Annotated in this window: 28 protein-coding genes, 2 tRNA genes and 1 other annotated feature; of the genes, 2 read left to right on the top strand and 28 right to left on the bottom strand. The window is 42.0% G+C overall.

Going from position 1 to position 25,311, the window contains the following annotated elements; translation table 11 throughout:
• Positions 1-335: 335 nt before the first annotated feature.
• A tRNA-Ser gene (locus tag A8805_RS19370) sits at positions 336-425 on the bottom strand.
• Positions 426-727: 302 nt separating this feature from the next.
• On the opposite strand from A8805_RS19370, the gene A8805_RS19375 reads away from it, so the two are divergent.
• The gene (locus A8805_RS19375) at positions 728-1,507 is read left to right on the top strand and encodes an NAD-binding protein (protein WP_109714245.1); all 780 of its coding nucleotides are present in this window, start codon (positions 728-730) and stop codon (positions 1,505-1,507) included.
• 94 nt (positions 1,508-1,601) lie between these two features.
• On the opposite strand, the gene A8805_RS19380 is transcribed toward A8805_RS19375, so the two are convergent.
• The 17 genes from A8805_RS19380 to rplM all read right to left on the bottom strand — a co-directional run bounded on the left by A8805_RS19380 (position 1,602) and on the right by rplM (position 14,941).
• Positions 1,602-1,687, bottom strand: a tRNA-Ser gene (locus A8805_RS19380).
• Between the two features lie 191 nt (positions 1,688-1,878).
• Positions 1,879-2,580 carry a 2-C-methyl-D-erythritol 4-phosphate cytidylyltransferase gene (gene ispD, locus A8805_RS19385; protein ID WP_109714247.1) on the bottom strand — a complete coding sequence of 234 codons (702 nt, stop codon included), beginning with the start codon at positions 2,578-2,580 and terminating at the stop codon, positions 1,879-1,881.
• Positions 2,581-2,592: 12 nt separating this feature from the next.
• The gene (gene tsaD / locus A8805_RS19390) at positions 2,593-3,621 is read right to left on the bottom strand and encodes a tRNA (adenosine(37)-N6)-threonylcarbamoyltransferase complex transferase subunit TsaD (protein WP_109714249.1); all 1,029 of its coding nucleotides are present in this window, start codon (positions 3,619-3,621) and stop codon (positions 2,593-2,595) included.
• A gap of 20 nt (positions 3,622-3,641) precedes the next feature.
• Complete coding sequence (locus tag A8805_RS19395; protein WP_109714251.1) at positions 3,642-4,550, bottom strand: ribonuclease Z; 909 nt, start codon at positions 4,548-4,550, stop codon at positions 3,642-3,644.
• Between the two features lies 1 nt (position 4,551).
• Complete coding sequence (locus tag A8805_RS19400) at positions 4,552-4,785, bottom strand: hypothetical protein (RefSeq protein WP_109714253.1); 234 nt, start codon at positions 4,783-4,785, stop codon at positions 4,552-4,554.
• A gap of 150 nt (positions 4,786-4,935) precedes the next feature.
• Positions 4,936-6,120 (bottom strand): tRNA (adenosine(37)-N6)-threonylcarbamoyltransferase complex dimerization subunit type 1 TsaB, encoded by a 1,185-nt coding sequence (tsaB, locus tag A8805_RS19405; RefSeq protein WP_109714255.1) that lies wholly within the window; start codon positions 6,118-6,120, stop codon positions 4,936-4,938.
• Between the two features lie 56 nt (positions 6,121-6,176).
• Positions 6,177-6,626, bottom strand: a complete 450-nt coding sequence (gene tsaE, locus A8805_RS19410) for a tRNA (adenosine(37)-N6)-threonylcarbamoyltransferase complex ATPase subunit type 1 TsaE (RefSeq protein ID WP_109714257.1) — start codon at positions 6,624-6,626, stop codon at positions 6,177-6,179.
• A gap of 203 nt (positions 6,627-6,829) precedes the next feature.
• Entirely contained in the window at positions 6,830-8,008 is a 1,179-nt protein-coding gene (locus A8805_RS19415) for a phosphoribosylaminoimidazolecarboxamide formyltransferase (RefSeq protein ID WP_109714259.1), read from the bottom strand.
• Between the two features lie 14 nt (positions 8,009-8,022).
• A complete protein-coding gene (locus A8805_RS19420; protein WP_109714265.1) occupies positions 8,023-8,733 on the bottom strand; it encodes an IMP cyclohydrolase in 711 nt (236 codons plus the stop codon).
• Positions 8,734-8,813: 80 nt separating this feature from the next.
• On the bottom strand, positions 8,814-10,130 hold the full coding sequence (locus A8805_RS19425; protein WP_109714267.1) for a hemolysin family protein: 1,317 nt from the start codon (positions 10,128-10,130) through the stop codon (positions 8,814-8,816).
• 158 nt (positions 10,131-10,288) lie between these two features.
• Positions 10,289-11,236 carry a hypothetical protein gene (locus A8805_RS19430; protein WP_109714269.1) on the bottom strand — a complete coding sequence of 316 codons (948 nt, stop codon included), beginning with the start codon at positions 11,234-11,236 and terminating at the stop codon, positions 10,289-10,291.
• Between the two features lie 74 nt (positions 11,237-11,310).
• A complete protein-coding gene (locus tag A8805_RS19435; RefSeq protein ID WP_109714271.1) occupies positions 11,311-11,904 on the bottom strand; it encodes a lactate utilization protein in 594 nt (197 codons plus the stop codon).
• An 80-nt stretch (positions 11,905-11,984) separates the two neighbouring features.
• On the bottom strand, positions 11,985-12,587 hold the full coding sequence (locus tag A8805_RS19440) for an aminoglycoside 6-adenylyltransferase (RefSeq protein ID WP_109714273.1): 603 nt from the start codon (positions 12,585-12,587) through the stop codon (positions 11,985-11,987).
• Between the two features lie 403 nt (positions 12,588-12,990).
• Complete coding sequence (locus A8805_RS19445; protein ID WP_109714275.1) at positions 12,991-13,236, bottom strand: DUF6718 family protein; 246 nt, start codon at positions 13,234-13,236, stop codon at positions 12,991-12,993.
• 1 nt (position 13,237) lies between these two features.
• On the bottom strand, positions 13,238-13,819 hold the full coding sequence (locus tag A8805_RS22680) for a hypothetical protein (protein ID WP_242992494.1): 582 nt from the start codon (positions 13,817-13,819) through the stop codon (positions 13,238-13,240).
• A 274-nt stretch (positions 13,820-14,093) separates the two neighbouring features.
• Positions 14,094-14,486 carry a 30S ribosomal protein S9 gene (gene rpsI / locus A8805_RS19455; RefSeq protein ID WP_109714277.1) on the bottom strand — a complete coding sequence of 131 codons (393 nt, stop codon included), beginning with the start codon at positions 14,484-14,486 and terminating at the stop codon, positions 14,094-14,096.
• A gap of 26 nt (positions 14,487-14,512) precedes the next feature.
• Positions 14,513-14,941, bottom strand: coding sequence for a 50S ribosomal protein L13 (gene rplM, locus A8805_RS19460; protein WP_109714279.1), 429 nt, complete (start codon positions 14,939-14,941; stop codon positions 14,513-14,515).
• A gap of 312 nt (positions 14,942-15,253) precedes the next feature.
• Between rplM and A8805_RS19465 the strand changes: the two genes are divergently transcribed.
• Complete coding sequence (locus tag A8805_RS19465) at positions 15,254-16,564, top strand: alpha-amylase family glycosyl hydrolase (RefSeq protein WP_109714281.1); 1,311 nt, start codon at positions 15,254-15,256, stop codon at positions 16,562-16,564.
• Positions 16,565-16,593: 29 nt separating this feature from the next.
• On the opposite strand, the gene A8805_RS19470 is transcribed toward A8805_RS19465, so the two are convergent.
• The 10 genes from A8805_RS19470 to A8805_RS19515 form a co-directional block, all read right to left on the bottom strand.
• A complete protein-coding gene (locus A8805_RS19470; RefSeq protein WP_109714283.1) occupies positions 16,594-17,103 on the bottom strand; it encodes a flavin reductase family protein in 510 nt (169 codons plus the stop codon).
• Positions 17,104-17,151: 48 nt separating this feature from the next.
• On the bottom strand, positions 17,152-18,375 hold the full coding sequence (gene tyrS, locus A8805_RS19475; RefSeq protein WP_109714285.1) for a tyrosine--tRNA ligase: 1,224 nt from the start codon (positions 18,373-18,375) through the stop codon (positions 17,152-17,154).
• 185 nt (positions 18,376-18,560) lie between these two features.
• Positions 18,561-18,874: a binding site (T-box leader), on the bottom strand.
• Between the two features lie 43 nt (positions 18,875-18,917).
• Positions 18,918-19,649: a glucosamine-6-phosphate deaminase gene (gene nagB, locus A8805_RS19480; RefSeq protein ID WP_109714287.1), complete on the bottom strand. Its 732-nt coding sequence runs from the start codon at positions 19,647-19,649 to the stop codon at positions 18,918-18,920.
• Positions 19,650-19,729: 80 nt separating this feature from the next.
• Positions 19,730-20,470, bottom strand: a complete 741-nt coding sequence (truA, locus tag A8805_RS19485) for a tRNA pseudouridine(38-40) synthase TruA (protein ID WP_109714289.1) — start codon at positions 20,468-20,470, stop codon at positions 19,730-19,732.
• A gap of 9 nt (positions 20,471-20,479) precedes the next feature.
• Positions 20,480-21,304 carry an energy-coupling factor transporter transmembrane component T family protein gene (locus A8805_RS19490; RefSeq protein WP_109714290.1) on the bottom strand — a complete coding sequence of 275 codons (825 nt, stop codon included), beginning with the start codon at positions 21,302-21,304 and terminating at the stop codon, positions 20,480-20,482.
• Entirely contained in the window at positions 21,297-22,145 is an 849-nt protein-coding gene (locus A8805_RS19495; RefSeq protein ID WP_109714292.1) for an energy-coupling factor transporter ATPase, read from the bottom strand. Before A8805_RS19495 ends, A8805_RS19490 begins: the two co-directional genes overlap by 8 nt.
• Positions 22,121-22,981: an energy-coupling factor transporter ATPase gene (locus A8805_RS19500; protein ID WP_109714294.1), complete on the bottom strand. Its 861-nt coding sequence runs from the start codon at positions 22,979-22,981 to the stop codon at positions 22,121-22,123. The genes A8805_RS19495 and A8805_RS19500 overlap by 25 nt, the downstream gene beginning before the upstream one ends.
• Before the next feature lie 40 nt (positions 22,982-23,021).
• Positions 23,022-23,945 (bottom strand): DMT family transporter, encoded by a 924-nt coding sequence (locus tag A8805_RS19505; protein ID WP_242992496.1) that lies wholly within the window; start codon positions 23,943-23,945, stop codon positions 23,022-23,024.
• 1 nt (position 23,946) lies between these two features.
• A complete protein-coding gene (locus A8805_RS19510; protein WP_109714296.1) occupies positions 23,947-24,465 on the bottom strand; it encodes a peptidylprolyl isomerase in 519 nt (172 codons plus the stop codon).
• 64 nt (positions 24,466-24,529) lie between these two features.
• Positions 24,530-25,138, bottom strand: coding sequence for a hypothetical protein (locus tag A8805_RS19515; RefSeq protein ID WP_109714298.1), 609 nt, complete (start codon positions 25,136-25,138; stop codon positions 24,530-24,532).
• Between the last annotated feature and the right edge of the window lie 173 nt (positions 25,139-25,311).

Here is a 25,311-nt window from a genome sequence, read left to right on the forward strand (position 1 = left end):
TGGGTGCATCATTTCTGATGCTGTTCTTAAAAATTTTCTCTATAAGAAATTTTCAAGGGTTTGTTGTCTATTGTTTAATTATCAAGGTTCTTTTTTTGTCGTTTTCTCTTCAAGCGACAACTTCCATATTCTATCATGTCCGTTTCATCTTGTCAAGAACTTTTTTATTTATCTTTTTTAGTGCTTTTCTGACCGCTTATGGGTCAGCTTTGATATATTATCATTTTCTGCATCAATTTGTCAAGACATTTTTTACATTTTTTTCATCTTTTCTTAACAAAACTTTCAGCAATACCTTACCGCTTCTAAAATCAGTGTTTCGCAGGCAAGATAAACGGAGAAGGAGGGATTTGAACCCTCGCGCCGCTATTAACGACCTACTCCCTTTCCAGGGGAGCCCCTTCGGCCAGCTTGGGTACTTCTCCAAAATGTCCGTTATTAAATATACACGAAACTGAGTCTCTTGTCTAGTCCTTTTTCCTGTTTTTTTATTTTTCTTCTCTTTTTGCTCTTTATTCCAATTTTCAGACATCTTTTTTCTGCCATATCAATTGCTCCGATACCAATTCGTGTCAAATCTTTTCAGTATTTTGGGATATATAAAACTTCAAAACCTCCTTTCAATTTTAAATAGAATTAATTTAATATCTGATTTACCTCATACAGATTTAGAAGTTATAATAAATGCAGACATAGTATTAACATTATTAATTCGGGAGGGCTTAATATGGAGAACTATCATTTTTTAGTTATGGGATCAGATATGAGGCAGCAATATTTGGCTGAGCTGCTATTGAAAAAAGGTAATCAAGTAACTCAGGCTGAATATTGCCAAGGGGCGATTTACAATGCGGTCTTACTGCCGGTATCCGCTACAGAGGAATATCTGGAAGCGAACTTGAAACACTTTCCAGACAGCCAGCTTATCTATGGCTGCAATTTCCCAAGCAGGCTCGATGATATTTGCCGAACAAAAAATTTTCGTTGTGTAGATTATATGTCTGTTGAAGGAATTGCTGAAAGAAATGCAATTGCCGCATCAGAAGGGGCAATTGTTGAAGCTCTCCTGGCTGGTGAATTGTGTATTGATGGAAGCCTCTGCCTGGTAGCCGGTTATGGACGTGTGGGCTCGGTACTGGCTTCAAAGCTCAAAGCGCTCAATGCTGAAACATCGGTAATGGATCTTAATATCGAGAAACTAGAAGAAGCAAACCAAAGCGGCTATGCTATTATAAGTGTGAACGATAGCGAAAAAGAGCTGCATAGATTTGACTATATTTTCAATACTGTACCAGCTCTGGTATTCACAGAACCTCTTTTAAAAAGAATTGACAAAAATGCAGTCATTATTGATATAGCCTCCAAACCTGGCGGTGTTGACTATGAGTATTGCCGTAAACATAACATAAACGCGAATCACTGCCTTGGTTTGCCAGGTAAATATATGCCGCGGACGGCTGCACTGACGTTATTAAATGCTATTGAAAAGTCAATAAGAACGATTTAATCAGAACAGCAGTGCCCGATGACATCAAATATTTAAAAGGAGAAAGCAAAAGGAACCCTCTCTGTTAATAGGGGGTTCCTTTCAAATTGTGAAACGGAGAGGGTGGGATTCGAACCCACGCGCCCTTGCGGACAAACGGTTTTCAAGACCGCCTCGTTATGACCACTTCGATACCTCTCCAACTTCCTGTATGCTTTTATAACTGTACAGGTTTTCTTTTGTCTGCTTCCGCGACAATGAGTATTTTAGCATATACTTGAAATATATGTCAATATGTTTTTTAATTATTTTTGTCACATTTTAGCCATTCAAATTTTCGACAGTATAGCAAAACGAAGTCAAGCTATGACTGAGCTGCGGCTTACTTTCCTTTATCGTCTTCTTTTAAGGAATACTTCTGCCATTTCCAAGTCTTCGGGAGTCGTTATTTTGATGTTCTCATAAGACCCGCAGACAAGCTTGATTGGAAAACCAAGCATCTGCTCTACTACCATTGCATCGTCTGTCACATTGGTATAGCTTTCCCTCATCAGCATAGAATATGCACCTTTTACTAGGTCATTTTTAAATACCTGAGGTGTCTGTATCATCCATACTCTTCTTCTATCCGGCGTATTTTCCACAAAGTCACGTGCGTCTGCAACCTTAATTGTATCTTTCACCGGCATACCTACTACACATGCTTTATTTTTACAAACCACATCAAATGCTCTTTGTATGATATCTCCATCTACAAACGGACGCGCTCCATCATGAATAAAAACATAACCGTCATCTCCCAATTCCTGAAGTCCGCTCCAGACAGAATTATAACGTTCCGCTCCTCCGGGCAGTATCTTGGTCACCTTGGTAATGTGATACTTGTCCACAATTGTCTGCTGACAATACTCCTCTTCTCCGGCTCCGGTTATGAGATATATTTCATCTATTATATCTGAATCTTGAAATTCTTTCAGCGAATAGTACAATACAGGCTTTTCGTCAAGCATCAGATATTGTTTATGTACCTTTGTTCCCATTCTTCTGCCCTGGCCTGCTGCCAGTACAATTGCCGTACAATGTGCTTCTTTCATATAAACACTCTCCTACCGCTCTCCCAGTCTGAGATTGGGAACTGCGTTCAAATCCCAGCCATGCCTGGTTCCCGCCAAATATTCATAATAAGCGGCGGTGCCTATCATAGCAGCATTGTCCGTACAGTAAATTGGAGATGGACAATAAAAGTCTGCCCCTCTCTCCTCACATGCCCTTTTCATTTCTGCTCTGAGCGCACCATTCGATGCAACCCCGCCTGCAATAGCAAATTTATTCATGCCATACTCTTCCAAAGCATTCATAGATTTTTCTACCAAAACATCTACAACTGCCTTTTGGAAAGCTGCAGCAATATCAGCCGGATTATAATTTTCCCCTTTCATTTTGCATCCATTAATGTAATTCAAAACCGAAGATTTCACACCGCTGAAACTAAAGTCGTAGGGTGCCCCATCGATATTTGCTTTGGGAAATAAAATCGCCTCCGGGTTTCCTTCTTTTGCGAGCCGGTCTATTTTAGGCCCTCCCGGATATCCAAGTCCGATTGCTCTTGCAACTTTGTCATAAGCCTCCCCTGCAGCATCATCCCTGGTCCGGCCTAAAATTTCATAGTCACCATATCCTTTCACACAGACTAAATGTGTATGTCCGCCCGAAACTACCAGGCATAAAAAAGGAGGCTCCAAATCAGGGTGCTCAATATAATTTGCAGAAATGTGTCCTTCAATATGATGCACTCCTACCAGAGGAAGTTTTTTCGCATAGGCCAGAGCCTTTGCCTCTGCTACTCCCACCAGCAGTGCGCCTACAAGTCCGGGGCCATATGTTACACCTATAACATCTATATTATCCAGCGTCATCTTTGCTTCTTTCAACGCTTCTTCTATTACCTGATTTATCTTTTCAATATGCTTTCTCGATGCGATTTCAGGAACCACGCCTCCATACAATTTATGAAGCTCAATTTGTGATGAAATCACATTCGATAAAATTTCCCGCCCATTATGCACAACTGCAGCCGCAGTTTCATCGCAAGAACTTTCAATCGCCAGTACATTAATATTTTCAATCTCTCTCATACATACCTCTGTCTATCTTTTTAACATTCAAATACCAGTTCTGCCGACATCCTATCTTTTCCTGCTTTCGCTCCAGGAAAAATGCTGCGTACTTCTTCCATATATTCTTCCGGCCTGGTCAGGGAAGGACTGTAATGCGTCAGCCACAATTCCTTTACCTGGGCTTCTTTTGCAAGATGTGCCGCTTCATAGAAGGTCATATGTTTATATTCTACGGCCTTCGAAGCTTTTTCCTTTTCTCCGTACATTCCTTCACATATAAACAAATCCGAACCTTTTGCATTTTCACGTATAGAATCTGTAGGCCTTGTATCTGTCGTATAAGTAATCTTAATTCCTTTTCTGGGAGGACCTAAAACCATATCCGGCGTTAGAACCCTGCCGTCAGCCTCCACAGACTCTCCCTTTTGGAGAGGGTTCCAGTATTTTTGCGGAATTCCATGTTCCATGGCTCTTTCCACGTCAAATTTACCTGCGCGGTCGATTTCCAGAGTATATCCATAACATAACACATTATGATTTACCCGGAATGCCGTCAGGCGGTATCCATTCATCTCAAATGTCTGCTGTGGTCCTTCTATTTCCACAAAATGAATTGGGAAAGGAAGCTCCGGGGCTATGACTCTCAAAGAATTCACTACCCTTTCCAGACCTTTTGGTCCAATCAGGGTAAGGGGTTCCCTGCGGTCCGCATTCCCCATAGTAAGAAGCAGACCCGGAAGTCCGCTGATATGGTCACCATGATAATGGGTAAAGCAGATAACGTCAATCGGCTTAAAACTCCACCCCTTTTCTTTAATCGCAATTTGTGTTCCTTCTCCACAATCTATCAGCAGGCTGCTGCCTCCAGTTCTTGTCATCAGGGCAGTCAGCCACCGATAGGGAAGCGGCATCATTCCACCGCTTCCAAGCAAACATACATCTAACATATTATTCCTCTATCTCTACCGGTAGCCTGAAAGAAGCGAGCATTTTATTATAACAGGATTCACATAAATCAAAAGAATGTTTCTCACCATCCTTTTCAGAAAAATATCCCCATGCATAATCTACACTGAAAACACCTTCCTCTGCACGCCCATTCACAACCGGTATTTCTTTCCCGCATTTATTGCAAATAATTTTTGTTACTTCTTTTGTTTCTTTTAATTGATACTGGCGCATACAAATTCCTCCTGTGTTATTTGAATTTCAATTTTGCTACGCCTTCATTATATCGTCTTTAGCCTTGGTTTCCTACTGGGAAGTACTTCCTCGATTATAGGTCGTTTTCCATTGTGGCGATAAAACCTACTATTTGACAGGTATTATGCATTATTTTCCCAGCTCTCTGCTCATCAGCACAGCATCTTCCCTGGGATTATCATAAAAATTCTGCCGGATGCCATCCTCCAGGAATCCTTCTTCCTGATAAAATACCCGGGCTGTCTTATTACTTTCCCGCACATCAAGAAGTATTTTCCGTATATTCTTTTCTTCACATATATCTTCCAATTTCAACATCAGGCGGCTGCCTACCCCTTGCCGCTGCATTTCTTTATCTACCGCGATGCGGAGAATCTCTGCCTCACCTGCTACTTCATAAGCCAGTATATATCCTGCAAGTCTTCCCACTTTCTCTGCGGCTATACAAATAGACTGTGGCTGGCTGATTGTCTCCAATACGCTTTTTTCACTCCAGTAATCTGAAAATATCTTAAATTCAAGTCCGGCAACTGCAGCAGCATCCTCAGCGCTTAAAGCCCTGAGAATCAGCTCCGCTTCCCTTTCCTTCTGGGCACGTTCACGCTCTGCCTGAGATACCCTCAGGTAGTCCGGCTGGTGCTCCATGGCAGTTTCTATTTTTCCTGCTTTATAATACCGGATACCCAGGGCCCCTACTGCAGCAGCTCTCTGCCGGCTCATATGAGGCGGGGCAAAAGAATAAGGAACCTTGAGATTTTGTTTAATTATATCGCTGAATACAGGGACGCCGTCTCCAAGAAACACCACTGGTCTTCTGTACACATTCAAATGACGGATTAGTTCTTCAATGGACACCGCCATCTGCATTTTCAGAACTTGAAATACAGGCTCTACCTGATTTGTGCCTTCTTTTGTTCCGGCCCGTTTTGAAAATGTATACAAACCCGTGTATACCTGGTTCCTTCTGGCATCCATAATTGGACATATAATATCTTCACAGCCATAGACCTGATATGCCAGTCCGTCCACAGTCGGAATGTGTATCAGAGGCTTCTCCAGAGCCAGGCCCAGTCCTTTGGCCGTAGCTGATCCTATGCGCAGCCCGGTAAAAGATCCTGGTCCTCCCGCCACTGCAATTGCATCTATGGTTTCCAAGTCCAATTCAACCATCTTTACCACTTCGTCAATCATCGGCAGCAAGGTCTGGGAATGAGTCTTTTTATAATCAATGGTATATTCCGCTATGGTCCTGTCCTCTTCCACAACTGCCACAGTTGCTGTCAGTCCGGAGCTGTCGATTGCTAATACCCGCATGTTATACTTCCTCTCTAAAGGGGCCAGCACCTGTCTGACCCCTGCTTCTTTTCCTATTAGAGCCCCGCTTTGCAGGCGAGGGGCATCTCTTCAATTGTTATTCTGCGATATTCAAATCCCTGTTCCAGGTCCTTTTCAATCGTAATTTCCGTTCGCTCTCCTGGAAGGATTTCTTCAATAAGGTTTGCCCATTCAATGAGACACACACCCTCACCCATGACATAATCCTCATATCCCACTTCATACATCTCCTCCACGTCACCGATACGGTAGACATCAAAATGATAGAATGGCATGCGCCCCTTATCATACACCTGTACAATCGTAAATGTAGGACTGCTGACAGGCTCTTCTATCCCCAGTCCTTTCGCAAAACCCTGGGTAAATAAAGTCTTTCCGACCCCAAGGTCACCGGTCAATGTATAGACTTTTCCAGGTTTTGCCCGCTTTCCCATATTCACGCCAACCTGAAAGGTCTGGTCGGGGCTTCTTGTTTCTAATACCATACCGAATCCTCTTTCCGATTCTATTTTCAATGAAGTTCTAAACCTCGCTAAGCTCAAAGAACGACCTGCGTGCCAGGCTCGACAATACCTCGCCAATCACTATCAAGAATGAAGTTCTTTTCGCTAAGCTCGTGAAAAACCTTGCTAAGCTCAAAGAACGACCTACGTGCTAGGCTCGACAATACCTCGCCAATCACTATCGGTCAATGATGGAATAGGCGGAGGCCTGTGAAGGTCATGGCCATCTGGTATTTATTGCAGGTCTCGATGACATGATCATCTCTCACAGAGCCGCCAGGCTGTGCTACGTATTTTACGCCGCTTTTATGTGCGCGTTCGATATTGTCACCAAATGGGAAGAATGCATCAGAGCCAAGCGCAACGTCTGTCATTTCATCCAGCCATGCACGTTTTTCTTCCCGTGTAAATGCCTCCGGCTTCTTTTCAAATATATTTTCCCATACACCATCTGCAAGAACATCCATATATTCCTCTCCGATGTATAAGTCAATGGCATTGTCCCTGTCTGCTCTTCCTATGCCTTCCTTGAACTTTAATTCCAGTACTTTGGGATACTGGCGCAGCCACCAGTTATCTGCTTTTTGGCCTGCAAGTCTTGTGCAGTGGATGCGGGACTGCTGTCCTGCACCGATACCAATTGCCTGTCCGCCTTTTACGTAACATACAGAATTAGACTGTGTATACTTCAGTGTAATCATGGCGATGGCAAAATCTATTTTTGCTGATTCCGGGATATCTTTATTTTCAGTTACCACATTGGAAAAGAATTCTTCATCAATCTCCAGTTCATTGCGCCCCTGCTCAAACGTGATGCCAAACACCTCTTTACGTTCCAGCTGTGCGGGTATATAATCCGGGTCTATCTGAATTACATTATAATTGCCTTTCTTTTTCTGTTTCAGCAGCTCAAGAGCCTCTGGTTCATATCCGGGTGCAATAACGCCATCGGAAACTTCTCTTTTAATCAGTCTTGCAGTGTCTGCGTCACAGACATCGGACAGGCAGATGAAATCTCCGAAAGAGGACATTCTGTCCGCACCTCTTGCTCTTGCATAGGCACATGCAAGGGGGGAAAGCTCTCCTAAATCATCCACCCAGTAAATCTTGGCCAGTGTCTCACTCAGAGGAAGCCCCACGGCGGCTCCTGCAGGGGATACATGTTTAAAAGAAGTTGCTGCCGGAAGACCTGTCGCCTTCTTTAATTCCGTTACCAACTGCCAGCCATTGAAAGCATCCAAAAAATTAATATACCCAGGGCGGCCGCATAATACCTGAATAGGCAGTTCACTTTCATCCTGCATATAGATTCTGGATGGTTTTTGATTTGGGTTGCAGCCGTATTTTAATTCCAATTCTTTCATTTATCCTCTGCTCCTTACTGGTTCTTATTTACAATCTTTGTCTCATATGTACCTGATGCAATGTCGATGTAGCGTACAAACAGTGAAACCTTGTTATCCTCATTCAGACTATTCCACAAAAGCTCTGTAAAATCTTCTATATCATCCGGGATGGAAATCCACTTTGGTTCACCCTCAAAGCTTGGCAGCGGGTCACCGTCACACATATACGTGTGAATAAAATGGCCCTCTCCTGCCACAGCGTCCTCATAAGCGAACGTATACCGGCTGCAGCTTCCGGGATTTCCATTGCTGCTCTTCAAAATTGACATTGCATAATTGTATCCGTTCTCGATATGCATAATCCCAGAAATACGAGGTGTATAGTTAGGGCCATCCGGTTCAAATTCCCTTGAGCGCAGGCTTTGCTCAAATGTCATCTGCTTGTCCATACATTCGTATATGGTATCTGTCTGATCGCCATTTGTTACAATCGTCTTATTGCCCAGCACGCGCACCGGAGCATAAATAATAAGGCTTGGATCTGTCAGCTTAGAAGGGTCAAACGCCTGGGTTCTGATTCCTTCCCCATCCTCCACAAATATCCGGTTTCGGCTATTCTCACTTCTTCCCATAATAAAATAAGCAGTTACAGCCTTTTTACCGTCTTTACTCTTTCCGATAACAATGCCTCTTCCAGGATATGAGTTACTTTTCAATTCCTGCTCAATGGATAACATTTTCATAAGATGGCTCTCCTTTGATTCTATGTCTTGTTTACTGAATACAGCTTTATTATACCTTTGATAGAGTGTAAGTTCAATAACTAAGGTGAGATTTTTCTCATGCGGACCTTTGTAATACGGTTTCCTTTGACCTCTTCAATTATAAATTCCATGTCATCTGCTGCTATTGTTTCCCGGCTTTCTTTTCCCGGGATGTATCCGAGACGTTCAATCAGGTATCCCGACAAGGTATCGTAATTCTCCGTTACCAGCTTCAATCCCATCTCCTCATTTAAGTCACTAATCAGAATGCCTCCGTCCAGCAGATATTCTCCGTCACCCAGTACAACAATTTCCTGGACCACCTCTTCATATTCCTCGCTGATTTCACCCATAATCTCTTCCACAAGGTCCTCCACTGTAACAATTCCGGAGAAGCCGCCGTATTCATCTACGAGAACAGCCATATGCTTTCTGGACTTCTGCAGCTCCCGAAACAGCTCATCCGCATCCCTGCTGTCAGGAACAAAAAATGGTTCTCTCAGCAATTTTCTGATATCCAAAGTTTCCCAGCCATTTTTCCGAACTTCAATCATAACATCCTTGATATGTAGGATACCAATAATGTTATCTATATTTTCTTCATAGACAGGAATCCGGGAATGTCTGGATTCTAAGATTTCATCTACCAGCATATCAAAGGGTTCCTCTATATCCAGTACATGCACATCACGTCTGGGCACCATGATTTCCCTGGCACTTCTGTCATCAAATGAAAAAACAGAGTTTATCATTTCCCGTGCCTCATCCTCAAAAGTACCATTTTCATTTCCCATTTTCAGAAGAGCTTTGATTTCTTCTTCTGTGACAGCCTCTTCCTGGTCCTCTGTCTTCAATCCAAGAAGTCTGAGCACCCCCTTTGTAGATACGGACAAAAGCTTAATGAAAGGTGAAAGCAGCTTTGAAATGTAATGGACTGGCATTACCGTTACCATACAGAATGTTTCTGCCTTCTGCAATGCAATCCTTTTTGGTACAAGTTCTCCAAATACAAGATTAAAGAACATCAAAACTAGTGTCACCCCGTTACCGGCGATGGCAGTACTGTACGGTATATGCATTCCTCTCATCCATTCTGCAAGAACCGGCGCAATTCCCGCCGCCGCAGATGCACTGGAATAGAATCCTGCAAATGTTATGGCTACCTGAATTGTTGAAAGAAACTTCGTTGAATCCTCAAAGAGGCTCTGAACCACGGTTGCTTTTTTATTTCCTTCTTCCGCCATGCTGCGGATTCTGTTTTTATTCACAGAAACCACTGCCATCTCGGCACCGGCAAAAAAAGCATTCATGAGTGTGAAAAATAATAAGAGTAACAATTGAAACAAAATCGTGTTCCCATCAGGGTCTGCGTCCATAAAAAAAATAATCCTCCTGTGTTATGTTTATTACGCCTGTGGCGTTTCATCTGAGGGAGAATTTTCCTCCCCCAAAATATTTTTAGAAGAAGTATAACACGAACCTTTTCATTTCGCAAGACTAAATCTTATCGGATTCTGTATACTATACCTCATACTCATATTCTGTCTATGCCAATATCCACGGTTTCTAAAGCTGTGATGTCTGAAATAAGCTCTCTATACCACAGCTCGGCCTGCCCCTCTTCCATGCTGTTGATAAGCACCGTATACTCCGGTAATTCTATCTTCAATATAGGGGAATATCCCCGATACACATAAACTCTATAGTCCCCGGTCTCCTTTTCCCGGAATTTCCCAACAAGCTGCCTGTCATCTGCAAGACCATTCGTTCTGGTAAAGTTACCTTCCGGCATTTCATCCAGCAATTGAAGCCCTTTTATATCATTCACCTTAAACGTAACAGGATACATCGGAGATGATACTTTTGCTATATCTCCATCCAGTTCCAGATACCTTGGCATAAAATCCATCCTGAAAAATATAATAAAGAGTACAAGCATCATAACTGCAGCTCCCCCCAATAATCCAAATGTAAATATCTTTCCGGCTGGTCTTGCCATATTAGTAGAATAATTTAAGGAACAAAATCTGTCCGGTACCCACACTCTTTTATCATTGGGATTGCTGTACCATCCGTTCTTCCAGTACACATCATCCTCCTCAGATGTTAACTGAGTATCAGCCCGCCAGTCATTCTCCATCTTTATGGCATAAAGTCTCTTATGTGTACCAAATAGAAGCCACATGCCCCCTACGCATAGTTCTGCAAGCCACAAGGTCCACACGACTAAAAACACAGAAAAATACCAGAAATTCAAAAGACAGATTGCAATGGAAGCAATACCATTTATGGAATAAAACCATTTTGTTTTCTTGCTGTATTCTTCCACTAAGGATTCAACCTCAGGCTCCCGTACTGCATAATCTGGAATATGTACCCCAAAAAGCATCCCATCATTGTAAGATTGCTTTCCTCCATATACTGCCATACAGATTGCTATGATAAAGATATTTGTAAAAAGAAAAATAATGGAAATTACCATCCCAGGGCTCCCCTTCCACTATGTCTTATAAGAATATCCACTCTGCTCTTGGAAAACACTAATATGTATTTTCATTAGAATCCCAACGGCTGGTCCACAAAGATAATCTCACACTCCATCCCCATAGGGGCACGGTCAATGATAACCGTCATCCGGCAAATACGCCCTGGACTGTTGCAATTATAGCATTTATCTGCCTTTTTAGCGCATGGAGTGTCTGCGCCTACTCTTTGGGCATTTTGTGGAGCAGCCACATTTTTGCACCGGTAAATTGCATCTTCCAGATTTGGAGTTATCTTATTTTTACCTATCACGTAGTAGCACTTTTGAGGACCAAAGGCGGTCATAGACACGCGGTTTCCAGTTCCATCAATATTTACAATCTCCCCGGATTCGGTCACAGCATTTGCACTGGTTATGTATATATTTGCGCCGCTGGCCAAGCGCCTTACATCCGCGGAAGACACCTTATTATGCCATATTACTGCATTGTTTTGCTGTAGTACTTCAAACAAGCCCATCTCAGCAAGAGTCACGCTTCCTCCAAATCCAATGGTTTGTTTTTGCAGGATATTTGAAAGATAATCACAGACCTCTTCCTTTTCGGAAAAAAGCTGCGTGGTAAATCCATGCTTTTCAAAGTTTTTTCTAATCAAAGAATATTCCATTCCTATACCACCTTTCTGTATACTTAGCATTTTTAGTATCATAACGTTGCAATCATTCAGTATATGCTCTCTGTAACTTTCTAGTAAATTGCAGCAGCATCCTGGGAGAGCTGCCTCACATGTTCTAAAAATCCTCTGGCATTCTTACCTTCCACTTCATTATACCGAAATCCTAATCTTTCACCAACATAAAAAGCTGTTTGCTCAAATAAATCACACATTGTAATCACTGCTTCCCAAGCTTCGGATACTATTCCCGAAAAATATGTAGAAAGATATTCTTCCCATTCCACTTTATCCAGCCAGCGATACATATATTTCCCGGATTTCCCAATATTCACTGAAAAATCTGTAAGCAGCCCCACCTTCCATGATAAAAGCGTCTCTAATTGCTTTCGCACATGAAAACTTACCATATCCTGCACATATGGCATTTCATTTCTCCAAAGTCCCTTTGCAACATTATTCAGGCACCACCAAAACTCATTACAGGCACATAAATACTGGGACTCCGTAGGCTTCTCTACCCAATAATCTTTATCAGTTGACTCGGGAAGCTCAGGAAGTATTCCTTTTTTGTCTAATAGAACTTTGCAAAGTTTATCATCTGTAATGTGTTGTTGTGCATGTATTACCGTCTCAACATGCAAGTCTAATCGGTTTCCATCAGTAAATTGTATCAGCTATCCGTAAAAGTGTTCTGACCGCATTTTGGATCCTTCGTTACTGGATTCTCGTTGTTTTAAACACATATATAATACCCGTCGTTTCAAAAAATAACCTTCAACTAAAACATCTATAGTTACATTATATCAGACTAATTATCAGATACAATAAAATCTTACATCTGCGTACCAATAAATGTAATTAATAGAATATAGCCTTTTTGTAATACCCCATAAATCCATGAATAAAAAGGTCTTAAAAATATAAACATTTCTTGTGTTTGTATTTTTAATGACCCTTACTGTATATAAAAAGCCCTGGAATTGCAAGCATTTCCAGGGCGAGGAACTCTTATGTTGATTTGCTGCATACATTTATGCGAAGTATTACTCAGGGCTTTATTGTACGTTTATTTGATTATTATGCAACTGAATTTAATTTGCCCACCATTTCAATAAATTCTTTAATATCCTCTATATATTCATACGGAGCATATTCTGAATAAATGTCCGGATTATCCAATATCACAACCTGAACACCATCAGCCCTTAGGGCCTCCAATGTTCCCGGAAGACATCTAGCCTCATTGACAGTTTTACAACGATAAGCTATGCATCCTTGCTTATCAAATATCTTAGCAATTACATATATTTTTTTGTCGCCCATATTATCCCTCCAGTTCTCTTAATCTTTCTATAAATTCTTGTTCATCTATTATTTTCCCCTTACTGTATTCATCATACAATTTCTTTCCAATTAATGGTGTCATATATTTATACACATATCGATGACTCCAAACATTGAATATATAGTCAATACCACACCATAACTGAATTTCTATGGGATATGCTTTATTGTCTCTTTGATAGTATAAATGTATTGCTCTATACCCGTCATCTATTTGTTTGCCATTTCTTAAATCAACTACGCGAAAAAAATCCGGAAATTCTGACGGATACTCCTCAAGTTTAAGTCTGAAACCTAGTACATCATTAAAGCATTGCTTAAAACCACCATTACTTTTTAATGTTTTGATATATTTCCTCATAATGGAATCATCACTTTTAAATCTTGACCCTATCAGATTTTCTTGAACCAGTATATCAATATAATTAGTTCGATATCTTCCCACATCTTCCAAAATTTCTTCAATAGGAGTATTTTTTAATGAAATCTGTTTTAGACTTCTATCTAATTGTGACGTATATGAAAGTTCATCTAATATTTTCTTTGAAATAAACTGTCTCATCAATTACCTCCTATTTTACGTCATTTTATATTTCTAATCAATATTTTACCACAGTTTTTAAAAATAATATACAGAAAACCTCGTCACAGAAGTTCTGGGAGATTTTGAATCGTTTTGAATTGTAATATGTTACCGAAAGTATTATCCCTTTAGTAACTTTCCGTTATCTGCGAATGCAAGAACCCCCCTGCTTCAATCAAAGCATATAGCAAAAAGCCCCATGAATGCAAGCATTCCGGGGCTTTGTATATACATCTGATTCGCAGGTAACTGCTTATCTCTTTGAAAACTGTGGCGCTCTACGAGCTGCTTTGAGACCGTATTTCTTACGTTCTTTCATACGTGGATCACGTGTAAGGTATCCTGCAGATTTCAGTACTGGTCTGTATTCTGCGTCTGCTTCAAGAAGTGCTCTTGAAATACCATGACGGATTGCTCCTGCCTGTCCTGTGTATCCACCTCCGTGTACGTTTACCAGTACATCAAACTTATCGTTTGTGCCTGTTGCTACAAGAGGCTGGCGAACAACAACCTTCAATGTCTCCAGTCCTAAATACTCATCAATGTCTCTCTTATTTATAGTGATTTTACCTGTTCCAGGTACAAGATATACTCTTGCGATAGATTTTTTTCTTCTTCCTGTTCCGTAATATTTTGCATTAGCCACTGTAATGTCCTCCTTTCAACCTTTCCTTAAAATGTTAATACTTCTGGTTTCTGAGCCTGCTGTTTGTGCTCCGGTCCAGCGTAAACATGAAGTTTCTTAATCATTTCTCTACCTAAAGGTCCTTTTGGAAGCATTCCTTTTACAGCCAGTTCAATAACTTTTTCAGGTTTTTTAGCCATCATCTCTGCCAATGTAGTCTCTCTCATTCCGCCTACATACTCAGAGTGATTATAATATATCTTCTGCTGCATCTTTTTACCTGTTACTTTTACCTTATCTGCATTCACAACTACTACATAATCACCTGTATCAACATGTGGTGTAAATTCTGGTTTGTTCTTACCTCTTAACACTTTTGCAATCTCTGAGGACAGACGTCCTAATGTGCATCCTTCAGCGTCAACCACATACCATTTTTTCTCAACCTTGTCTGGGTTAGCCATATAAGTTTTCATGGGGTGTTCCTCCTAAAATAATCATCACAACTTGCTTTACTTTCTATATGAAATCAGCGCACTCCGGGGCTTGGTGTATGCTGTTTCTCCTTTTGTCATGCTGTATTATTATAGTACGCCCTGTTACAGTTGTCAACATCTTTTTATTATGCATACAATTCTTATAATTTTTACAGTCAAATATAATTAGAAGCCCGATTTTTTACAAATCATGATATACTAACAAGGTGTACTTATTGGGACATTAATGTTCAACAAGTATATTATACCACAGAAAGTCAAAAATATATTTTTAGAAAGCAGGTATTGTTTATGTGGGCTTATCATGAAATTTTTTATCAAATATATCCCATAGGTTTTTGTGATGCACCTGTACATAATGATGGGAAAATAATGCACCGAATCCGCAAGATTGCCGAATGGAGTGAATATTTACAGAAGCTTGGTATCGGGTCAATTATTCTGAATCCGATTTTCGAATCTGACAATCACGGATATGATACAAGAGATTTAAAGAAAATTGATTGCCGTCTCGGCACAAACGAAGATTTTAAATATGTATGTGGCTGTCTTCATTCCCACGATGTAAAAATCATGCTGGACGGTGTTTTCAACCATGTAGGCCGCGGATTTTGGGCATTTCAGGACGTACAGGAGAAAAAATGGGATTCTCCCTATAAAGATTGGTTTTATATTCATTTCGACGGGAACAGCGGATATAACGATGGTTTCTGGTATGAAGGCTGGGAGGGGCATTTTGAACTTGTCAAACTGAATTTGCAGAATCCGGCTGTTACTAGCTATCTGCTGGAATGTGTAAAGTTCTGGATTGAAGAATTTGACATTGACGGCCTGCGCCTGGATGTTGCATACAGTCTGGACCATAATTTTATGAAACAACTGCGCAGTTTCTGTGAAAACCTCAAGCCTGGCTTTGCATTAATCGGAGAAGTCTTGTTTGGCGATTACAATATCATTGTCAATGATGAAATGCTGCATAGCTGCACAAATTACGAATGCTACAAAGGCGTATTTTCCAGTTTCAACAGCATGAACATGTTTGAAATCGCACACTCCCTGAACCGCCAGTATGGTCCCGAACAGTGGTGTATTTACCGCGGCAAACATCTGATGAATTTTGTGGACAATCATGATGTCACCAGAATCGCCAGCATACTTACAAAAAAAGAACATCTTCCTCTTGCCTACGGTATCCTTTTTGGAATGCCGGGAATTCCATGTGTATATTATGGCAGTGAATGGGGAGAAGAAGGCATAAAAGCACCGGATAACGACTACGCCCTGCGCCCTTCTTTCGAAGAGCCAAAACCCAACAAATTGACAGAATTTATCAGTACATTAATCAGGCTCCGAAGAGAAAGCGATGCACTTTGCAACGGCGGGTACCGTAACGTAGTTGTTACAAACCATCAGCTTATCTTTGAGCGGAAAACAGAAAAAGAAAAAATACTTATTGCGCTCAATGCATCAGATTCAGAATATACTGTTAATAATGGAGAACTTCAGGGAAACTGCACCGAATTAGTGTCCAAAAAAGAAGGCACACTGAACGGTTCGCTCTGTATGCCTCCTTATAGTATACAATATTTGTTACTTTCTTAACATTCAGCTTCAAAGGGGACAGACCCTTTTTAGACCTCTTTTACGAGCACTTTTACTATCTCAGCCATATACATTGTGTGGTAGTCTTGATCAGGATACCACTTTGTATCATTCTCAGGGACATCAAAATGTTCCTGAGCCATCGCCTGATGATATTGTTTTTTGCAGACCAGTATCATGCTGGCTTCTTCAAAGGCTGTTGTACCGTCTACATAATAAGGCGTCAGGCCCGCCTCTGCTTCTTTGTCGCAGTCACGTCCGGATTTGCTGCCGCAGATGCCTAATGCCTTTTTATACTTCTCATCATAAAATGACAATGTGAATGTGTCATTGGCATCTACAAACTCTTTCGTGTATCTCTGGGGACGTATATAAACGCTTACCACGTTTTTTCCCCACATCACGCCTACGCCGCCCCAGCTTGCGGTCATTGTGTTATGTTTCTTTTCATCTCCTGCCGTAACAAGCATCCATTCTTTACCTATTTTTGTAAATGGATTGAACTGCATTTCTTCTGCGGATATTTCTTTGAATCCCATTTCTAAAACCTCCTGTCCTTTATTGTTTTTGGTTACAACGGGTACCGGCTATTTTAGCACTACTTTACGGAAACTTTTCTTGCCTTTTTTCAGTACCAGGCCATCTCCGTCAAATGCATTTTCTGCAAGTACTCCATGGATATCAGTGATTTTTTCTCCGTCTGCGGAAACTCCGCCCTGCTCTACCGCACGTCTTGCCTCTGATTTGGAAGGTACAAGACCGCTCTTCAAGAGAAGGGTTAGAATATCGATTGTACCATCTGTAAAATCTTCAGCCGTGAGTTCCGCAGTGGGCATGTCAGCTGCATTTCCCTGACTGAACAGTGCCTTTGCGCTTGCCTGAGCTTTTTCTGCCTCCTCTTCACTGTGAACCATTTTTGTCAGTTCATACGCCAGTATTTCTTTTGCTTTATTTAACTGACTTCCTTCCCAGGAATCCATAGCATTTATTTCTTCTATAGGCAGGAATGTCAGCATACGGATACATTTCAACACATCTGCATCTGCAATATTCCGCCAATACTGGTAGAAATCAAAGGGTGAGGTTTTGTTTGGATCAAGCCATACAGCACCGGACTGGGTTTTTCCCATCTTATTTCCTTCGGAATTCAGGAGCAGAGTGATCGTCATGGCGCTTGCATCTTTTCCTAACTTTCTGCGGATCAGCTCGGTTCCCGCCAGCATGTTCGCCCACTGGTCATCCCCGCCAAATTGCAGGCTGCAGTCATATCTTTGGTATAATGCATAGAAATCATATGCCTGCATAATCATGTAGTTGAATTCCAGGAACGTCAATCCCTTCTCCATTCTCTGCTTGTAACATTCTGCTGCAAGCATGCGGTTTACACTAAAATGAGGGCCAACCTCACGGAGTACATCAATATAATTTAAATCCATCAGCCAGTCAGCATTATTTACCATAAGTGCCTTGTCATCAGAAAAATCTATGAACTTACTCATCTGCTCTTTGAACCTGTCACAGTTGTACTGAATCGTCTCCGGTGTCATCATCTGACGCAGATCGGAACGCCCCGACGGGTCTCCAATCATACCCGTACCCCCGCCTAACAAGGCTATGGGCTTATTTCCTGCCATCTGCAAACGTTTCATCAGGCAAAGTGCCATAAAATGTCCTACGTGAAGACTGTCTGCCGTAGGGTCAAAACCAATATAGAACGTAGCCTTTCCGTTGTTAATCAAATCCTTAATCAAATCTTCATCTGTTACCTGGGCAATCAAACCTCTTGCCTGTAATTCTTCATACAGTGTCATTTCTTTCATCCTCTCTCTAACTAGTAGTCGTATCTGAAAAAGAGTTTGCTTCGCAAACTCTTGCGCTGGAGCGCGGTCGCTTTAGCGGCCATTTTTCCTTATACGCGCAGTGCGCATCCCCCGGTAGGGTTGTCATGTAGCAGGAAACGTAGTTTCCTCCCACATAACAAAAAGAGCCTTCCATCCAAAAGGACGAGGGCTCATAAACTCGTGGTACCACCTTTATTCACAGGCAACTCGCATTGTCTGTCTCATTGAGTACATCTCGCCGTCAAATCAGTATATGCTGATTTCTCCTGCTTAATCACTCAGTACAGTAACGTGTACCATTCCGTCACAGCCTACTTGTGTTTCCAGCCCGGTATGCCGGGAATAAAACCACGTTGGGTGCGAAGCTCCGAGATGTATTCATAACCGGTTGTATCATGCGCCTCTCATCAGCCGGCAGCTTTCTGTTTTCTCCAAATCAGTTACTACTTGTTCTCTTCATTGCTTTTTATATTTTTTGTAATCTTATCCTATTCCAAAACATTTGTCAAGGCTTATCCCCGTACTTTAGATAATGCTGCCGCATCTGCCACTACAATCACATCAGAATGCATCTGCAAGATGGATGCCGGAACCTCAGGTGTTACATCCCCAAATAATGCCTTTTTAACGATTTCTGCCTTTTCTTCGCCGCTTATCACCACTAGAATCCTTCTTGCCTGCATGATGGTCTTAATTCCCATCGTGTATGCCTGTCTCGGCACCTCATCTGCGGAAGCGAAGAAGCGCTTATTTGCTTCAATCGTACTCTCTGTCAAATCTACACAGTGTGTCTCTTTATGGAAAGTGCCTGACGGCTCATTAAATCCGATATGTCCATTATGTCCAAGTCCAAGAAGCTGTAAGTCAATTCCGCCCATAGATGCAATCAGTTCTTCATACCTCTTACATTCTTTGTCTGAGTCCGCCTCCATGCCGTTTGGTAAGTAAGTATGTGCCTTATCAATATTCACACGGTCAAATAAGTATTTGTGCATGAAATAATAATAGCTTTGGTCATTGTCTCTGTCCAATCCTTTGTATTCATCCAGATTCACTGTAGAAACTCCTGAAAAATCCAATTCTCCTGCTTTACATTTTTCCGTCAGCCTGTCATAGGTTCCGATTGGAGTAGAGCCGGTTGCCAGTCCTAAAACACATTCGGGTTTCAAAATAACCTGGGCTGCGATAATGTCTGCCGCTTTCTTACTCAGATCTTCATAATCTTTCGCTTCTATAATCCTCATAGTTTCTTCCTCCGCAATTGCATGTTATTTTTTATTGCTCATTTCATTATATACTGGCATGAACCCCCTGCACAAGCCAGTTATTGATTATATTCAATCCCAACTAACATCAGACCATGAGGCGGCGCTGTGACTCCGGCAGCCTGCCTGTCCTGGGCCTCTAAAATATCTTTCACCTGTCCCGGGGTATAGAAGCCCCGGCCCACTCTCAAAAGTGTACCTACGATAATCCGCACCATGTTATAAAGGAACCCATTTCCAGTAATCCGGATTGTGATCTCATCTCCCCTTTTATCTATATCCACACTATAAACTATACGTACTGTATCTTCCACATTCGTGCGTACATTGCAGAAGCTGGCAAAGTCATGTTCTCCTGCAAGATAGCCTGCTGCCTCTTTCATTTTCTCTAAATCCAGCTTATAAGAAACAAAGTACCGCGTAAGCCTCCTCGTTGGATCAGGAATCTCAGCATTCAAAATATGATATTCATAGGTTTTCACCGAATTACAGTATCTGGGGTGCCAGTTCAAAGGAACCTCCTCTGATTTCACAACCACAATATCCTCAGGCAGACGCTGATTCAGTGCATGAGACAGACGCCCAGGAGGAATTGTGGTATCCGAATCGAATACGGCCACATTCCCCAATGCATGCACACCGGAATCTGTGCGGCTGGCTCCGATTACCCGAATGTCGCTTCCAGTAAGCTTGGACAATTTTTTATTCAAAACTTCTTCTATCGTAATACCATTGGGCTGAATCTGCCATCCGCAGTAGTTCGTCCCATCATAGGCTACTGTAAGTTTAAAACGCTTCATAATTCCCCTCTAAAAAATCCATATATGAAAAGATACAAACCGCCCTATAAAAAATACAAGCAGTACATAAACCACATTTATCATATATGCCAGATAATCTCTTGTTTTATACACCAGGGGCTTCATTTTTGTCCGGCCTTCTCCTCCGTGGTAACAGCGGGATTCCATAGCCATTGCCAGGTCATTGGCTCTGCGGAATGCAGATACAAACAGGGGAACAAGTATGGGGATCATTGCTTTTGCCCTCTGTATGATATTGCCGCTCTCCAAATCCGCCCCGCGGGCTATCTGAGCCTTCATAATTTTATCCGTTTCCTCCAGCAGAATCGGGATGAACCGCAGTGCAATGGACATCATCATTGCCACTTCATGTACCGGAACCTTAATTTTGTTCAAAGGATGAAGTACACTTTCGATACCATCTGTCAGTGAATTCGGAGTAGTTGTAAAGGTCATAATAGAAGAACCCATAATCAGATATATCAGGCGGATTGCAGTATATACAGTTGTCTCAAGCCCTTTATCCGTAATACGGAATATCCAAAAATGAACCAGCTCCTGCCCCTCTCTTGTCAAAAACAGCGTAAACAGTACTGTAATGAGAAGAAGCATAATAATAGGCTTCAATCCTTTCAGGATAAATCCCAGTGGTACCCTGCTCATATATATAACCAGCCCCAAAAATACCGTTGCAGCACCGTAACCAAGTATACTTCTCTGGATAAAAAGAGAGACAAGAAATAAAAGAGTACAGATAATCTTCACTCTGGGGTCCAGTCTGTGAATCACACTTTTCGCCGGATAATACTGTCCGATGGTAATATCTCTAATCATGGAAACTCCTTATAATCTCTTTTGCGGCTTCTTCAACTGTGGTTGCATCTGTGTGCACATTCATCCCCCGTGCCTTTAACGCATGCATAATATATGTCACCTGGGGGGCTGCAAGCCCTACTTCCTCCAGTTCCCTATAGTGGGCAAAGACCTCCTTAGGGCGACCGTCAAACATCTTTTCTCCGCGGTTCATCACAATGATTCTGTCCACATGTCTGGCAATGTCTTCCATGCTATGTGACACTAAGATAACTGTCATATTCGTACTTTTATGGAGATGTTCTACCTGATTCAGTATCTCGTCCCTGCCTTTTGGGTCCAGCCCCGCTGTCGGTTCATCCAATACAAGCACGCCCGGACGCATAGCCAGTACTCCTGCAATAGCGGCACGCCGTTTCTGCCCCCCTGATAATTCAAACGGAGACTGCTGGTAGTACTTTTCAGGAAATCCAACCAAATCCAAAGCTTCTTTTGCTCTTCTTTCACACTCTTCCTGAGAAAGCCCTTGATTTTTAGGACCGAAACATACATCACTCAATACATCTGCTTCAAAAAGCTGGTGCTCCGGATACTGAAAAACCAGTCCTACCTGACTGCGCAGCTCCTTCATGCTGTATCCTTCTTCATATATATTTTCCCCATTGTAGTACAGCGCTCCTGCTGTGGCTTTTATTAACCCATTAAAATGCTGTATTAATGTGGACTTGCCGGAGCCCGTATGACCAATAATTCCCACAAATTCCCCCTGGGATATTTCCAGGCTGATATTTTTAAGAGCCTGCTTCTCATAGACCGTTCCCGGACTGTATATATAATTTAGGTGTTCCAGTTTAATTGACATAATGCCTCCACCAACTCCTCTGTTTTCAAAATCCCACTGGGAAGCTGCAATCCGCTTTTCCTTAGTTCTTCTGCCAGCATAGTCACCTGAGGCACATCCAGCCTGTAGCGTTTTAGTTCCTCCACCCTGCTGAATATCTCCCTTGGATTTCCATGCATCACAATATGTCCATTATCCATCACATACACATGGTCTGCATCAATGACTTCTTCCATGTAATGTGTAATCAGGATTACCGTTACTTTCTTTCGCCTGCGCAGCTCCTGCACGGTCCTTATAACTTCTTTCCGTCCATTCGGATCCAGCATTGCCGTAGGCTCATCCAATACGATGCACTTAGGTTGCATAGCAAGAACACCGGCAATCGCAACCCTCTGCTTCTGGCCTCCTGAAAGCTTATTGGGAGAATTAGAGCGATATTCCAACATACCCACAGACTTCAGGCTATCTTCCACCCGTTTCCATATTTCATCAGTGGGAACCCCCAGATTCTCGGGTCCAAATCCCACATCTTCTTCCACTACAGTCCCTATAATCTGATTATCCGGATTCTGGAACACCATCCCCGCAGACTGACGGACATTCCAAAGCTCCAAAGGATCTTTTGTATCCCGGCCGTCCACCCACATTGTCCCTCCTGATGGAACCAGGATTGCATTCATGTGTTTGGCGAGGGTGGATTTCCCGGAACCGTTATGCCCCAGTATCGCAACAAAGTCACCTTCAGAAATGTCGATATCCACACCGTCAATTGCCCGGTTCATACCAATTACATTTCCCTCTTCGTCCCGTTTCTCATATTCAAAAATCAGTTTTTCGGATTGCACCATTTTCATACGGCAATGCCTCCATCTGTTATATTTAAGTAAAGTAGTCTTATTTACGGCTGTTTACCATAATAATTCCTGTGCTTACCAGCAGCAGTGCAGACAGGCTCCTCAGCGATAAAATCTGCTCTCCCAGAATTATTGCCGAAAATACCGTGCCAAATATAGGAATTGTAAAACCATAAACCGCCACTTTTCCTACCAGATTGTATTTTAACAGTACTGTCCATATACTAAATGCGGCAGCAGACAAAAGAGCCAGATATATCAGCAATAAGGTGGATTTCACGGTAAAGCTTCCCACATGCCCGCCCAGAAAAAGTCCAATCACAATTAAAAAGACACTCCCTAACAAAATCTCATATGCAGTGATTGTCATCGGGCTTTCCTTGTCCGAAATCATCTTGAGTAAAACCGTACTGATTCCATATACAGTGCTGCACAGGACAATCAGGCCTTCACCATTTAGAGAAAAGCCTGTTCCCCATGCACCCGGGACAAGATTAATCACAATAATGCCTGCAAGCCCAAGCCCGCAGCCAATTCCCTTCTTCCATGTCATTTTCTCAGATTTCAACATAAAGTGGGCGGCAACAATTGATATGAATGCATTAGAAGCATTAATAATAGAGCCTTTTGTCCCTGTCGTATGAGCCAGGCCCACATAAAAACAAACGTATTGAACCGTTGTCTGCAGCAGTCCCTGGCGCAAAATGTATGGTATGGAGGAGGGTTTCATCACCAGGATTCTTTTTTCCAAAACGCAGCCTGCAATAAATGTTAAAACACCAGCAAGGAAAAACCGGTAACCAGCAAACAATATCTGGCTTCCGGTTCCTTCTATACCAAACCATTCGTATCCAATTTTTACACTCGGAAACGCACTTCCCCACAGCCCACAGCAAATAAGTGCCAAAAGGCAGACAACTGCCGGATTTTGCAGTCTCTTTTCTATCCGTGGTTTCCGGTTCATTTTATACTCTTTCCGGTTCTTCGTAATCTTCTCCAAAAGTATCCACAGTCACTTTCTTTAAAACCTGAGGTTCCAATGGCTTATCACTGTAATCTGTTGCCGTCTCCGCAATCTGATTTACGATATCCATACCCTCTGTAATCTTCCCAAATGCCGCATACGCCCCATCCAGATGAGGGGATTTCTTATGCATAATAAAAAACTGAGAACCAGCAGAATCCGGGTGCATGGAACGTGCCATAGAGAGAACTCCCTCATCATGAAGCAGGTTGTTCTCAAATCCGTTCTGAGAAAACTCCCCCTTCACCGTATATCCCGGGCCGCCCATACCTGTTCCATCGGGGCATCCTCCCTGAATCATAAAACCATTGATAACACGGTGGAACTTCAGTCCGTCATAAAAATTCTTATTTACAAGAGAGACAAAATTCTTCACAGTATTAGGTGCGATTTCCGGATATAACTCCGCTTTCATAATATTTCCATTTTCCATTTCAAACGTAACTATTGGATTAGCCATAATCGTAACTCCTCTTTTCTATAAAAATTCAATACATCCATTGTAGCGGATAATAGGCTGTTCGTCAATTATTCTGCTCCATAAGCTGAATTAATCCGCCTTTTTCTTCATACCCGGTTTCCCACAAATCTTTTAGTACAAATGTGCTTGCGCCTCCGTAGGTAGCCACTTTTATCAGGAAATCCTTTCCCCTTTCTTCATACCCAAAGCATAAAAACCAATGCCACACAAAGTCTTTATATTGGGGGTTTTTATGTTTTAACATGAGGTAGGGAACCGGGAATCCTCCGTCAATCTGTTTCTTAATTAAATCCATAGCTTCCGAAGCGGTATGTTCCCCGCTAAATCCTGTCATAGTAAGCCGCTTATCTCCTGTATCCTCCAGATATTTTGAAAATCCTTCTATAAACATGGATAACTTCTTTACCCCGCCTACTCTGGGTTTGATGTACGGTTTCATTTTCATGGCAAACTGAATATATTCTTCCTTTGTCAAGTGTCCTTCGTTATAGGGATAAAGATGTCCCTGTCCCTGGCGCAGTGCAAAGTAAATACAGCAATCGCAGGCAGTAGCTGCCGCGCAGCCTCCGAAATGCATTACCACATTGCGGAACCAGTCCTGATTTCCACCCAGGGCTCCATCTATTGTAAAATAATTCAAAGTTTTCTTCATATTTATTTAACCTCCATTGTGCCCGGCTGTATTTTAAAAGGCCGTTGTTTTAGTCTTCCTTTCTCCCTCATAAAATACACCTTAGTATAGCATACTTATGGTTGAAGTCTACACAATTATCTCTTTTTTTTGGTTACTCGTGATATTGCTGCTTTTTTAAATATTTACTATAC

Source organism: Faecalicatena contorta (assembly GCF_003149105.1).
Classification (GTDB): Bacteria; Bacillota; Clostridia; order Lachnospirales; family Lachnospiraceae; genus Muricomes; species Muricomes contortus_C.